This window comes from Phycicoccus duodecadis (genome assembly GCF_002846495.1).
Taxonomy (GTDB): domain Bacteria; phylum Actinomycetota; class Actinomycetes; order Actinomycetales; family Dermatophilaceae; genus Phycicoccus; species Phycicoccus duodecadis.
In genome coordinates this window covers 2447574-2461482 of the sequence record NZ_PJNE01000001.1, presented here as the reverse complement: position 1 = coordinate 2461482, position 13909 = coordinate 2447574, and the positions used below count along the sequence as shown (strand labels likewise).

The window sequence follows — 13909 nt, the reverse complement described above, 5'->3', positions numbered from 1 at the left end:
GCCGCCTCCCGAGGATGCGGCGTGGCAGGCGCCGCGCGGCGGTCGACCGTCGAGAGGAGGTGACACGCAGACGGAGCCGCCCGCTGCTCGGCGTGTCACCTCCTCTCGTGGGGTGCGCCGGGGGCGCCGGCGCTCCACTACCCTCGACGCAGCCGCCTCGTGAGGCGGCGGTCCCCGGTTGGTCTGCTGGCAGGGCCCGCCTGACTTTGAATCAGGACTAGCGACGATGGTTCGATTCCATCCCGGGGAGCTGGCGCAGCGGAGCCAGCCAGCGCCCCGGGAGGGAATCCGGGGAGCGGCATCGGCGGCGGCGACGAAGGAGCCGGCGCCGGGACGCGGCGCCATCCCGGGGAGCTGGCGCAGCGGAGCAAGCCGGCGCCCGGGATGGCGGATGGCAGACGCGGCGTGCGGAGCCCTACCCGCTGGGCGCCCGCTCGAAACCGCAGGTCAGCGCGTCCGCCCTGGGGCCCGCGCCTCCGCTGACGAACATCACTGGCCGTCAGCAACTTCGCGCGCACCGGAACCGCACGCCCACCCCGGCCCGGGTCTACGGTGGCCAGCGCACAGGCACCGGGCGCCCCTCCCCGACGTCCTCCGAGCCGGCGACGGCGACGAGCTCAACGACCGCGGGCGCTCCACCCCGGCCCTCGCGGCCGACCACTGGGAAGGGACGGGCATGGCCACCGCCGAAGCCACCACGCAGGAGAAGCCGGTCAAGAGCCTCATCCCGGCCCGGATGCACGACATGCCGTGGGTGAAGTTCCACTGGCTCGTCATCTTCGGGCTCGGGACCGCCTGGATCCTCGACGGCCTCGAGGCGCAGATCGTCGCCGCGGGCGGCTTCGAGAAGTCGCTGGACATGACCGCGGCCGACGTCGGCCTGGCGGGCACCGTCTACCTCATCGGACAGGTCGTCGGCGCCATCGTCTTCGGGCGCCTGACCGACAAGCTCGGCCGCAAGAAGCTCTTCACGCTCACCCTGGCCCTCTACCTGGTCGCCGCGGCGGCCGCCGGACTGGCCCCGAGCATGACGCTCTTCCTCATCTTCCGGTTCATCTCGGGGATGGGCATCGGGGGCGAGTACTCGGCGGTCAACTCGGCGGTCGACGAGCTCATCCCGGGGCGCTTCCGCGGCCGGGTCGACCTGGCCATCAACGGCACCTACTGGGCCGGCGCGGCCATCGGCGCCTTCACCTCGACGATCCTGCTCGACACCTCGCGCTTCGACCAGAACGTCGGCTGGCGCATCGCCTTCTTCATCGGCCCGATCCTGGGCCTCGGCATCATCTACCTGCGCCGCCACATCCCCGAGAGCCCCCGCTGGATGGTCACCCACGGCCAGCCCGAGCGCGCCGAGGAGGTCGTCTCGGCGCTCGAGCAGGACGTCCGTGACGCCGGGAAGACCCTCCCCGACCACAGCGACGACGACGCGATGTGGATCAAGTCGCGCGAGGGCCTCACGGCCAGGCAGCTCATCTACGTCTTCTTCCGGATGTACCCCACCCGTACCGTGCTGGGCGCGACGCTGATGATCACGCAGAGCTTCCTCTACAACGCCATCTTCTTCACCTACGCCCTGGTGCTGCAGAACTTCTACGACAAGTCGGCCTCCGAGGCCGCGCTCTACTTCTTCCCGTTCGCCATCGGCAACCTGCTCGGGCCGCTGCTTCTGGGTCGGCTCTTCGACACCGTCGGGCGCCGCCGGATGATCACCGGCTGCTACGCGTTCGCCGGCATCGTGCTCGCCATCTCGGCCTGGCTGTTCCAGCAGGACGCCATCTCGGCCGGCGTGCACACCGCGTTCTGGTGCGTGGCGTTCTTCTTCGCCTCGGCCGGCGCCTCGGCCGGGTACCTCACCGTGTCCGAGATCTTCCCCCTGGAGGTCCGCGGGCAGGCCATCTCGTACTTCTTCGCCATCGCCCAGGTCTTCGGCGCCATCGGCCCGGTCTTCTACGGCTGGCTCATCGGCGACGGCAAGGACCGCACCCCGATGTTCTACGGCTACCTCATCGCCACCGCCATCATGCTCGTCGGCGCCGCCGTCGCCTGGAAGTGGGGCGTCGACGCCGAGAACAAGTCGCTCGAGGAGATCGCGCCACCGCTCACCAGCTACGACGAGCACGGCAACGAGACCGTCAAGCTCCCGGTCTGAGGGGATGGACACCATGGACGAGACGCGCCGGTCCCCCTGGACCGTGGTCGTCGGGGTCAGCCCCGGCTCGAGCTCACCCACCGCGCTGGGCTGGGCGGTCGACGAGGCCCGCCGCCACGACGGCCGCGTGGTCGCGGTGCGCGCCTGGAAGGTCGCCGGCCCGCAGGCCACCCCGTCGGGCACCACCGCGGCCCGCGTGCCGCGCGACGCCGACACCGAGCAGGAGGCGTTCAGCCGGCTGGTGGCCGACGTCGCCGCCGTCCTCGGGCCCGACCACGGGGTCGACGTCGTGCTCACCCGGGGCGGGCGCCGGCGCGCCCTGCTCGAGGCCGCCGAGGGCGCCGACCTGCTGGTCGTCGACGCGCCGCGCTCGGTGGCCGACGGCCCGCTGTTCGCCCACCGCCTCGTGTACGCCGCGAGCTGCCCGGTGGTCGTGATGCCGCCGCAGATCTCGGGCGAGCCGGAGTCCGGCCTGGCCCGGGCCTCCCGCGCGGCGGGGCGGGCGGCCGTGCGGGCGGCGGGGCAGGCCGGGCGCCCGGGGCTGGGCACGCGTCGCACCTGAGCGCCTGAGGGCCTGAGCACCTGAGCGCTTGAGCAGCACGGGCCCGGCTTCCGGGACGGCCGGCGGCCGGGGCCCCGGTAGAGTGACGCCCGTCCGCCGTCGCCACCTCCCCGGGAGCATCCGAGCGTGAACGCACGACCGGCCGCAGTCATCGTCCTCGCCGCCGGCGAGGGCACGCGGATGAAGTCCACGACCCCCAAGGTCCTGCACCGCATCGGCGGCACGACCCTCCTGGGGCACGCCGTCCGCGCCGCCCGACACACCGGTGCCGAGCACGTCTCGGTCGTCGTCCGGCACGAGCGCGAGCGCGTCGTCGAGTTCTGCGCCGCGTTCGACGCCGGCCTCGTCATCGCCGACCAGGACGACGTCAAGGGCACCGGGCGCGCCACCGAGTGCGGGCTCGCCGTGCTGCCGCCCGACCTCAGCGGCACGGTGCTGGTCACCTACGGCGACGTCCCGCTGCTCACCGGCGAGACGCTGGTCGCGCTCACCGAGGCGCACGTGGCCACGGGCAGCGCCGTCTCGGTCGTCACCGCCCACGTCGCCGACCCCACCGGCTACGGCCGCATCGTGCGCGACGCCGACGGGCACGTCGCCCGCATCGTCGAGCAGAAGGACGCCAGCGACGACGAGCGGGCCATCACCGAGATCAACTCGGGCATCTACGCGTTCGACGCCGGGATGCTGCGCGAGGCGCTGGCGCAGGTCGGCACCGACAACGCCCAGGGCGAGAAGTACCTCACCGACGTCGTCCAGGTCGCTCGCGAGTCCGGCAAGCCGGTCAGCGCCCACGTGGTCGACGACCCCTGGCAGACCGAGGGGGTCAACGACCGCGTGCAGCTGGCGCAGCTCGGCCGCATCCTCAACGAGCGCGTGTGCGAGCGGCACATGCGCGCCGGCGTCACCATCGTCGACCCGGCCACGACCTGGATCGACGTCGACGTCTCCATCGGGCAGGACACCACCGTCCTGCCGGGGACCCAGCTGCTCGGCGCCACCAGCATCGGCTCCGGCGCCCTGGTGGGCCCCGAGGTCACGCTCACCGACACCGAGGTGGGCGACGGGGCCGAGGTCACCCGCGCGGTGGCCAACCTCGCCGTCATCGGCGCCGGCGCCACCGTGGGCCCGTACTCCTACCTGCGGCCGGGGACGCGGCTCGGGGCCCACGGCAAGATCGGCGGCTTCGTCGAGACCAAGAACGCCGACATCGGTGAGGGCGCCAAGGTGCCGCACCTGACCTACGCCGGTGACGTCACGATCGGCGAGGGCGCCAACATCGGCGCCGGCACCATCTTCGCCAACTACGACGGTGTCGCCAAGCACCACTCCACGGTGGGGGCGCACAGCTTCGTCGGCAGCCAGACGGTGGTCATCAGCCCGGTCACGGTCGGCGACGGGGCCTACGTGGCCGCCGGCAGCGCCCTGACCGGCGACGTCGAGCCCGGCCAGATCGCCGTGGCCCGCGGCAAGCAGCGCAACGTCGACGGATGGGTCGCCCGCGCCCGCGCCGGCACCCGCACCGCCGAGGCCGCCGAGCGCGCCCTGGCCTCCCGAGCGGCGCACGACACCGAGCCGACCCCGAGCACCGACGCCACCCCGGAGGACCCCACCCCGTGAGCAGCAACCGCCCGCCCTCGGCCAACATCCGCAAGCGGCCCAAGAAGCAGATGATGGTGTTCTCGGGGCGGGCCAACCCCGGGCTGGCCCAGGAGGTCGCGGCCCAGCTGGGCACCGAGCTCGTCCCCACCAGCGCCTACGACTTCGCCAACGGCGAGATCTACGTGCGCTTCGAGGAGTCGGTGCGCGGGTCGGACGCCTTCGTCATCCAGAGCCACACCAGCCCGATCAACGAGAACATCATGGAGCACCTGCTCATGGTGGACGCGCTGAAGCGGGCCAGCGCCAAGCGCATCACGGTGGTCATGCCGTTCTACGGCTACGCGCGCCAGGACAAGAAGCACCGCGGCCGCGAGCCCATCAGCGCCCGCCTGGTCGCCGACATGTTCAAGACCGCCGGCGCCGACCGGCTCATCTGCGTCGACCTGCACACCGACCAGATCCAGGGCTTCTTCGACGGCCCAGTCGACCACCTGATGGCCATCCCGGTGCTCTCGGAGTACGTCGCGCAGCGCTACGGCGACCAGGACCTCGCGGTGGTCTCGCCCGACGCCGGCCGCATCAAGGTGGCCGAGCAGTGGAGCAAGCGCCTCGGCGGGGCACCGCTGGCCTTCATCCACAAGACCCGCGACATCAACCGGCCCAACGAGTCGGTGGCCAACCGCGTCGTGGGTGCCGTCACCGGCCGCGTCTGCGTCCTCGTCGACGACATGATCGACACCGGCGGCACCATCACGAAGGCCGCCGATGCCCTGATGGCCGACGGGGCCAAGGACGTCGTCATCGCCGCCACCCACGCCATCCTGTCCGAGCCCGCGCGCGAGCGGCTCATGGCGTGCGCCGCCCGCGAGGTCATCGTCACCAACACCCTGCCGATCGCGCCGTCGAAGGAGTTCGACGGGCTGACCGTGCTGTCGATCGCGCCGCTGATCAGCGCCGCGGTCAAGGAGGTCTTCGAGGACGGCTCGGTCACGAGCCTCTTCGGCGGCCGCGCCTGACCGGCGACGCAGGCCGGGGGGCTCAGGCCTGCGCGGCCTTGCGGGCCCGGTAGGCCGCGACGTTGGCCCGGGTGCCGCAGGTGCCGTCGCAGAACTTGCGTGAGCGGTTGCGCGAGAGGTCGACGTAGACGTCGTCGCAGTCGTCGGCCGAGCACACGGCGAGCCGCTCGCGCTCGCCGCCCCGGATGACGTCGACCATCGCCATCGCGAACTCGACGGCCACCCGGTCGGCGAAGGGCGCGTCGTCGTCGGTGGCGTGGATGTGCCAGCCCTGCCCGTCGTGCTCGACGAGCCGGGGGAGGGCCCGGGTCCGCGCGAGCAGCTGGTTGACGGCCTCGACCTGCTCGCGCAGCGGCGCCGACCACACGGCAGCGACGCGGGCCCGCACCCGGTGCAGGTGGGCCACCTCGCGGGTGGATGCCGGGCGCTCGCCGCTCCAGCCCCACTCCGCCATCCAGGCCAGGACGGCCTCGAGGTCGCGAAGGTCCTCGACCCCGCTCGAGCCGTGCCCGGGCGCGGTGTTGACCAGCGCCGCGGCGTGCCTCAGGACGAGGTCGGTGTCATCGGTGAACAGCATCTTGACTCCTGACAGGGGTGGCCCGTAGTGTCAGGACCAAGATAGCAGCTGACTCCTTACACGGGCCGGGAGGTCGGGATGGTCGACACGATGCGGCGGCACGCCGGCACCGGCGTGGCGGCCCTCGTGCTCTCCAGCGCGGCGTTCGGCACGTCGGGGCCGTTCGCCAAGGCCCTCATCGAGGCCGGCTGGAGCCCCGGGGCCGTCGTGCTGCTGCGCATCGCGGGCGCCGCCGCCCTGCTCCTGCCCTGGGTGCTGTGGTCGCAGCGCCACGCCCTGCGGGCCCTCGTGCGCGAGCTGCCGCTGGCCACCGGGTACGGATGCCTGGCCGTGGCGGCCGCCCAGCTGGGGTACTTCCAGGCCGTCGAGCGCCTCACCGTCGGGGTGGCCCTCCTCATCGAGTACCTCGGCATCGTGCTCGTCGTCCTGGTGATGTGGGCCCTCACCCGCCGCCGGCCGCACCGGCTCACCGGCGTCGGCATCCTGCTGGCCGTCCTGGGCCTCGCGCTGGTCCTCGACATCACCGGCCAGACCACGCCCGACCTCGTCGGTGTCGCCTGGGGGCTGGTCGCCGCCACCGGGCTCGCCGGCCACTACGTCCTGGCCGCGCGCGAGACCACGCTCTCGCCCATCACCTTCGTGGCACTGGGCCTGACCGCCGGTGGCGTCGTGCTCGCGCTGCTCGGGGCCACCGGGGTCATCCCCATGCACGTCGGAGGCTCGCAGGTGGCGGTGGGCAGCGGCCGGGTCCCGGCCTGGGTGGCCCTGGTCGAGCTCGTCGTCGTGGCCGCGGCGGTCGCCTACGTCCTCGGGGTGCTCGGGGCGCGCCACCTGGGCTCGACCCTGGCGTCGTTCGTCGGCCTCACCGAGGTGATGTTCGCCGTGCTCGTGGCGTGGCTCGTGCTGGGGGAGCTGCCCGGGCCGCTCCAGCTCGTCGGCGGTCTGGTCATCCTGGCCGGGATCGTCACCGTCCGGCTGGGGGAGCGGGCCGATGCGCGCAGGTCAGCGACGGGGTCGCCGGTCGATTTCGACGTTCCCTCACCCGTCGCCTAGACTCGGGGGGTTGCCTCGGCGAGGGACGTCGCACCGGACGCAGTGGTCCGGTGAGTGTGGACCCCACTCCACGACACCTCCGTGATCGACGCTGGCGGCGCGCAGACCTCCGGGTCCGCGGGCCGTTCGCGCGCCGGTTCGGTGCCACGTCCCGCGTCGAGGACCGACGACCGTCCTTCCCAGACCCACCCCAGGAGTCATCCCGATGTCCGACGTCACCAAGCTCGTCGCCGAGCAGCGCACCCAGTTCGGCAAGGGCGCGGCCCGCAAGATCCGCCGCGACGCCAAGATCCCCGCCGTCATGTACGGCCACGGCACGGCGCCGGTGCACATCGCGCTGCCGGGCCACGAGACGATGCTCGCGCTCAAGCAGACCAACGCGCTCCTCACCCTCGTCATCGACGGCAAGGAGCACCTCGCCCTGGCCAAGGACGTGCAGCGCGACCCGATCAAGCCGGTCATCGAGCACGTCGACCTCGTCGTCGTCCGCAAGGGCGAGAAGGTCACCGTCGAGGTGCCCGTCCACCTCGAGGGCGACGCCGCCCCCGAGACCGTCGTCACGACCGTCATGGGCACCGTCGAGCTCGAGGTCGAGGCCACCCACATCCCCGAGAACGTCACGCACTCGATCGAGGGCGCCCCGGTCGGCACCCAGGTCCTCGCGTCCGACCTCCAGCTGCCCACCGGCGCCACGCTGGTCACCGACCCCGAGGCGCTCGTCGTCAACGTCACCCAGCAGGTCACGGCCGAGGAGCTGGAGGCCGACCTCGAGGAGGCCGAGGCCGAGGCCGGCATCGAGCGCGAGGAGTCCGACGAGGACGCCGCCGCGGGCGAGTCCGCCGAGGGCGACGCCGAGGCCAAGGACTCCGACGAGTCCTGAGCCCCACCGCTCCCGACGGGGCCCGGTCCACTGTGGACCGGGCCCCGTCGCCGTCGTCGAGCGCACCGCCGCGGATGGCAGAATCGGCGCCGTGAGTGACACCGCCCCCTGGCTCGTCGTCGGTCTCGGCAACCCCGGGCCGGGGTACGCCGGCAACCGGCACAACGTCGGCGCCATGGTCGTCGACGAGCTCGCCCGGCGCGGCGGGGTGAGCCTGCGCACGCACAAGGCCCGGGCCGTCGCGGCGCAGCTGCGGGTCGGGACCGGCCCGGGCGGGGTCCCCGGGCCGGCCGCCGTGGTGGCCGTCCCCTCGTCCTACATGAACGAGTCCGGCGGCCCGGTCAAGGCGCTGCTCTCGTTCTTCTCGGTGCCGGTCGAGCGGCTGGTGGTCGTGCACGACGAGCTCGACATCGACGCCGGTGCGGTACGGCTGAAACGCGGTGGGGGAGAGGGCGGTCACAACGGGCTGCGCTCCATCAGCTCCTCGCTCGGCACCAAGGACTACCACCGGGTCCGGGTCGGCATCGGCCGCCCGCCCGGCCGGATGGACCCCGCCGACTTCGTGCTGAAGGACTTCTCGCCCAGCGAGCGCAAGGACCTCCTGCCGTTCCTGCTCGACGACGCCGCCGACGCCGTCGAGCAGCTCGTCACGGTGGGTCTGCTCGACGCCCAGCAGCGGGTGCACGCGCCCCGCTGAGCCCGGTGACCGGCGGGGCTGGTGAGGCTGACCGAACGGACGACACCGGCCCTCAACTCCCCGCGGCCGGGCCGGGCCGGTCTACCGTGAGGTCACACGACGAGAGGCCGGGCATGACCCTGTTGGAGGCCGTACGCATCGCGCGCCGGTTCTGGAGCACAATCGCCATCTGCGTCGCCGCCGCTCTCGCGGTGGCCGGCGCCTACGCCGCCACCCAGCCCCGGCTGTACAGCGCGAGCTCCGAGGCGTACGTGCAGATCGGCGGGGGCACCGGGTCGGTCTCCGAGGTGTCGGTGGGCAACAACGTCGCGAGTGCCAAGGCCGCCGCCTACGCGCCCCTCACCCGCAGCGGGATGGTCGCCGACCGGGTCATCGCCTCGCTGGGGCTGAAGACCACGCCGGCCCAGGTGGCCGCCGCCATCTCCTACGCCACCGAGCCCGAGAGCCCGCGCATCCAGGTGTTCGTCACCTCCGGGTCGCCGCAGGAGGCCAAGAACATCGCGGACGCCGTCGTCGGCGCCACCGCCGAGGTCGCTTCCATCGTCGAGGGCGGGCGCCCCGGCAGCGCCGCCCGCACCGTGCGCCTCATCCCTGTCACCACCGCCGCCGTGCCCACCGCGCCGGTCTCGCCCGACGTCGAGAAGCTGCTCGCCCTGGGCCTGGCCGGCGGGCTCGTGCTCGCCTACCTCGTCGTGATGGCGCGGCTGCGGCTCGACACCCGCATCCGCCGGGTCGACGACGTCACCGGGCTCACGTCGCACGGGGTCATCGGCACCATCCCCCGCTCGCGGGACCTGAAGCAGCGGCTCCACTCCGAGAGCCTGCTGTCGGGGCCGGTCGGCGAGGCGCTGCGCCACCTGCGCACCAACCTGGTGTACGCCGACCCCGACCACGCGCCTCGCACCGTCATCGTCACCAGTCCGCAGCCGGGCGAGGGCAAGTCCACCATCTCGGCCCTGCTGGCCCGCAGCCTGGCCCTGCGGGGCGAGCGCGTCGTCCTGGTCGACGGCGACCTGCGCCGCCCGATGGTGGCCACGCTGTTCGACGTGCGCAGCGGCCTCGGCCTCACCCAGGTCCTGTCGGGCGCGGTGCCGTTGCGCGAGGCGCTGGTCGCCACCGACACCCCGGGCCTCACGGTGCTGCCGGCCGGCCGCATCCCGCACAACCCGAGCGAGGTGGTGGGCTCCGAGCGGATGCGCCAGCTGCTCGACCATCTCGGCCAGGACCACCTGGTCATCGTCGACGCACCGCCGACGCTCCCCGTGACCGACGCCCTCGTCCTGGCCCAGCGCGCCGACGGCGTGCTCGTCGTCTCGCTGATGGGGCGCAGCCGCAAGGAGCAGCTGAAGCGCACCCTCGAGCTCGCCGAGGGCGTGCACGCCAAGGTGCTCGGCGTCGTCGTGAACGGCATCCCCCAGGGGCGCTCGGCCGGGGTCTACGGCTACGAGAGCTACGGGTACGAGCAGGGCACCACCTCGCGCGCCGGGATGCTGCGCCGGGTGCTGAGCCGGGCGCGCGGCACCGACCCCGACGGCACGTCCGACCCGCGACCCGCGGGGTCGCGCCCCGAACGCGCCGGGGGCTCTGCGTCAGGCGACGGTCCGGCGCGGGCCGGGGCCGCGCCCTCGGCCGCCGACCCCGCGCCGGACGCGACGCCCGGCGAGCCCGACCTCGCGCCCGCGTGGCTGACCGGGAGCGACCCGGCCGTCCGCTGACGCGCCACCCGAGGCTCGACAGCGGTCGGGGCTGTCGGCCCCGGCGACTACGCTTGAGCCCGACATGCCCTCGCTCTCCCCGCTCCGTGCCCGCGTGGCCGCGCTCCCCGGCCCCACCCGTCTCGCCGAGGCCTTGGCCGTGCCCTCGGCCGAGGTCGAGGCGACCGCCCCTCCCGGCGCCCGCCACGTCGTCGTCGCCGCCGTCGCACCCCGGCCCTCCGGCGCGCCGGTGCTGGCCGTCACCGCCACGGGCCGCGAGGCCGAGGACCTCCACGGTGCCCTCGCCGCCAGCCTCGGGCCCGACGCGGTCGCCCTCTTCCCGTCCTGGGAGACGCTGCCGCACGAGCGGCTGAGCCCACGCAGCGACACCGTGGGCCAGCGGCTGTCGGTGCTGCGCCGGCTCGCGCATCCCGAGGTCGGCGACGGCGCGCACGGCTCGCTCGCCGTGGTGGTCGCCCCCGTCCGGGCCGTGCTGCAGCCCATCTCCAAGGGCCTGGGCGACCTGCGCCCGGTGGCCCTCGCGGCCGGTGACGACGTGCCGCTCGAGCGGGTCGTCGAGGACCTCGCCGCCGCGGCCTACGCGCGGGTCGACCTCGTCGAGCGGCGCGGCGAGTTCGCGGTGCGTGGCGGCATCCTCGACGTCTTCCCGCCCACCGAGGAGCACCCGCTGCGGGTGGAGTTCTGGGGCGACACGGTCGAGGAGATCCGCTGGTTCAAGGTCGCCGACCAGCGCTCGCTGGAGGTCGCCGAGCACGGCCTCTGGGCACCCCCGTGCCGCGAGCTGCTGCTCACGCCGGCGGTGCGCGAGCGCGCGGCCGCCCTGGCCGACCAGCTCCCGGGCGTGGCCGACATCCTCGAGAAGCTCTCGCTCGGCATCGCGGTCGAGGGGATGGAGTCGCTGGCCCCCGCCCTGGTCGACGGCATGGAGACCGTCCTCGAGGTGCTGCCGGCCGACACCGTGGTGGTCGCGTGCGACCCCGAGCGGGTGCGCACCCGGGCCCACGACCTGGTCTCGACCAGCGAGGAGTTCCTCCAGGCCGGCTGGGCCAACGCCGCCAGCGGCAACGCCGTGCCCGTCGACCTCGAGTCGGTGCTCGGCACCGCCTCCTTCCACACCATCGCCGAGCTGCGCGAGCAGGCCCGGGCGCTCGGCCAGCGCTGGCTCGACCTCACCCCGTTCGCGGGCGACGACGACGACACCATCGACCTCGGCCTGACCGTCTCGCCCACCTTCCGCGGCAGCACCGAGGACGCCGTCGCCGAGGTGCGCCGACTCGTCGCCGACGACTGGTCGGTGCTGGTCGCCACCGAGGGCCCGGGCCTGGCCAAGCGGGTCGTCGAGATGCTCGGCGAGCACGAGGTCCCCACCCGGCTGGCCACCGACGAGGCCGAGCCCGAGCCGGGCCTGGTCACCGTCACCACCGGCGGTACGGGCGCGGGCTTCCTGGTGCCGGCCGAGCGCCTGGCCGTCATCACCGAGGCCGACCTCACCGGCGCGGCGGGCGGGTCCGGGACCTCCACGAAGGACATGCGGCGGATGCCGTCCAAGCGCCGCAACCAGGTCGACCCCCTCCAGCTCCACCCCGGCGACTTCGTGGTGCACGAGCAGCACGGCGTCGGCCGCTTCGTCGAGATGATGCAGCGCACCGTGCAGGGCGCCACCCGCGAGTACCTGCTGCTCGAGTACGCCCCGTCCAAGCGGGGCCAGCCCGGTGACCGCCTCTACGTGCCCACCGACCAGCTCGACCAGGTCACCCGCTACACCGGCGGCGAGGCGCCCAGCCTCAACAAGATGGGCGGCTCCGACTGGCAGCAGACCAAGGGCCGCGCGCGCCGGTACGTCAAGCAGATCGCCGCCGAGCTCATCCGCCTCTACTCGGCGCGGATGGCGACCCGGGGCCACGCCTTCGGGCCCGACACGCCGTGGCAGCGCGAGCTCGAGGACGCCTTCGCCCACGTCGAGACCCCCGACCAGCTGGTCACCATCGACGAGGTCAAGGCCGACATGCAGCGCGAGGTCCCGATGGACCGCCTGGTCTGCGGCGACGTCGGCTACGGCAAGACCGAGATCGCGGTGCGGGCCGCCTTCAAGGCCATCCAGGAGGGAAAGCAGGTGGCGGTGCTCTGCCCCACCACCCTGCTGGTCCAGCAGCACCAGAACACCTTCGCCGAGCGGTACGCCGGCTTCCCGGTCGTGGTCCGCTCGCTGTCGCGCTTCCAGACCGACGCCGAGGCCAAGGCCACCCTGGCCGGGCTGGCCGACGGCTCGGTCGACCTCGTCATCGGCACCCACCGCCTGCTCTCGAAGGAGATCACCTTCAAGGACCTCGGGCTGGTCGTCATCGACGAGGAGCAGCGCTTCGGCGTCGAGCACAAGGAGCAGCTCAAGGCCTTCCGCACCTCGGTCGACGTCCTCGCGATGTCGGCCACGCCCATCCCCCGCACCCTCGAGATGGCGGTCACCGGCATCCGCGAGATGTCGACCCTGGCCACCCCGCCCGAGGAGCGCCACCCGGTCCTGACCTACGTCGGCGCCTACGACGAGAAGACCGTGACGGCCGCCATCCGCCGCGAGCTGCTGCGCGAGGGCCAGGTCTTCCTGGTGCACAACAAGGTGTCGACCATCGAGAAGGCCGCCGCCCGGGTGCGCGAGCTGGTGCCCGAGGCGCGGGTGGCCACCGCCCACGGCAAGATGGGCGAGCACAAGCTCGAGCAGGTCGTGCTCGACTTCTGGGAGAAGCGCTTCGACGTGCTGGTGTGCACCACCATCGTCGAGACCGGCCTCGACATCAGCAACGCCAACACCCTCATCGTCGAGCGCGCCGACCGCCTCGGGCTCAGCCAGCTGCACCAGCTGCGCGGGCGGGTCGGGCGCGGGCGCGAGCGCGCCTACTCGTACTTCCTGTACCCGCCCGAGAACCCGCTCACCGAGACCGCGCTCGACCGGCTCCAGACCATCGCGAGCAACACCGACCTCGGGTCGGGCATGCAGGTCGCGATGAAGGACCTCGAGATCCGCGGCGCCGGCAACCTGCTGGGCGGCGAGCAGTCGGGGCACATCGCGGGGGTCGGGTTCGACCTCTACGTGCGGCTCGTGGGGGAGGCGGTGGCCTCCTTCCGCGGCGAGAGCGACGACGCGCCGGCCGAGATCAAGATCGAGTTGCCGGTCGACGCGCACCTGCCGCACGACTACGTGCCGCACGAGCGGCTGCGCCTCGAGATGTACAAGAAGCTGGCGGCCGTCGCCGACGAGCAGCAGCTGGCCGACATCGAGGGCGAGCTGGTCGACCGCTACGGCGCGGTGCCCGAGCCGGTGCGCAACCTCCTCGAGGTCGCGAGGCTGCGCACGGTGGCGCGCGCCGCGGGCATCGCCGACATCTCGGTGCAGGGGCAGACGGTGCGTTTCGGGCCGGTCGAGCTGCGCGAGAGCCAGCAGCTGCGGCTGCACCGCGTCTACCCCGGCTCCATCATCAAGCCGGCCACCGGCGCGATGCTGGTGCCGGCACCCAAGACGGCCCGCGTGGGTGGCCGCCCGCTGCGCGACCGTGACATCCTCGACTGGGCCGCCACCGTGGTGCGTTCCGTCGTCATGGACAATGTGGGGGAGGCCGCCCGTGCGGCCACCGCCCCGGCCGGGGCGACCCGACCCTGAAAGGAC

10 protein-coding genes and 1 tRNA gene are annotated in these 13909 nt (G+C 73.4%); 10 read left to right on the top strand and 1 reads right to left on the bottom strand.

Annotation, left to right across the window (positions count from 1 at the left end; all coding sequences use genetic code 11):
- Nucleotides 1-171 precede the first annotated feature (171 nt).
- From ATL31_RS11480 to ATL31_RS11460, 5 genes are all read left to right on the top strand, one after another.
- Nucleotides 172-250 (top strand) — tRNA-Gln (locus tag ATL31_RS11480).
- A 426-nt stretch (nt 251-676) separates the two neighbouring features.
- Nucleotides 677-2152: an MFS transporter gene (locus ATL31_RS11475; protein WP_101395885.1), complete on the top strand. Its 1476-nt coding sequence runs from the start codon at nt 677-679 to the stop codon at nt 2150-2152.
- 13 nt (nt 2153-2165) lie between these two features.
- Nucleotides 2166-2714, top strand: coding sequence for a universal stress protein (locus tag ATL31_RS11470; protein WP_158239845.1), 549 nt, complete (start codon nt 2166-2168; stop codon nt 2712-2714).
- 126 nt (nt 2715-2840) lie between these two features.
- Nucleotides 2841-4331: a bifunctional UDP-N-acetylglucosamine diphosphorylase/glucosamine-1-phosphate N-acetyltransferase GlmU gene (gene glmU / locus ATL31_RS11465; protein WP_101395883.1), complete on the top strand. Its 1491-nt coding sequence runs from the start codon at nt 2841-2843 to the stop codon at nt 4329-4331.
- Nucleotides 4328-5329: a ribose-phosphate diphosphokinase gene (locus tag ATL31_RS11460; RefSeq protein ID WP_170062480.1), complete on the top strand. Its 1002-nt coding sequence runs from the start codon at nt 4328-4330 to the stop codon at nt 5327-5329. Before glmU ends, ATL31_RS11460 begins: the two co-directional genes overlap by 4 nt.
- A 22-nt stretch (nt 5330-5351) precedes the next feature.
- Here the strand turns inward: ATL31_RS11460 and ATL31_RS11455 are convergent, their stop codons facing one another.
- Entirely contained in the window at nt 5352-5906 is a 555-nt protein-coding gene (locus ATL31_RS11455) for a CGNR zinc finger domain-containing protein (protein ID WP_101395881.1), read from the bottom strand.
- 78 nt (nt 5907-5984) lie between these two features.
- Between ATL31_RS11455 and ATL31_RS11450 the strand changes: the two genes are divergently transcribed.
- From ATL31_RS11450 to mfd, 5 genes are all read left to right on the top strand, one after another.
- Complete coding sequence (locus ATL31_RS11450) at nt 5985-6959, top strand: EamA family transporter (protein ID WP_101395880.1); 975 nt, start codon at nt 5985-5987, stop codon at nt 6957-6959.
- Nucleotides 6960-7164: 205 nt separating this feature from the next.
- Nucleotides 7165-7839, top strand: a complete 675-nt coding sequence (locus tag ATL31_RS11445) for a 50S ribosomal protein L25/general stress protein Ctc (protein WP_101395879.1) — start codon at nt 7165-7167, stop codon at nt 7837-7839.
- Nucleotides 7840-7930: 91 nt separating this feature from the next.
- A complete protein-coding gene (gene pth / locus ATL31_RS11440) occupies nt 7931-8536 on the top strand; it encodes an aminoacyl-tRNA hydrolase (protein ID WP_101395878.1) in 606 nt (201 codons plus the stop codon).
- A gap of 113 nt (nt 8537-8649) precedes the next feature.
- Nucleotides 8650-10251 (top strand): tyrosine-protein kinase domain-containing protein, encoded by a 1602-nt coding sequence (locus ATL31_RS11435; RefSeq protein WP_101395877.1) that lies wholly within the window; start codon nt 8650-8652, stop codon nt 10249-10251.
- A 64-nt stretch (nt 10252-10315) separates the two neighbouring features.
- Complete coding sequence (gene mfd / locus ATL31_RS11430) at nt 10316-13903, top strand: transcription-repair coupling factor (protein ID WP_101395876.1); 3588 nt, start codon at nt 10316-10318, stop codon at nt 13901-13903.
- The last annotated feature ends 6 nt before the right edge of the window (nt 13904-13909 follow it).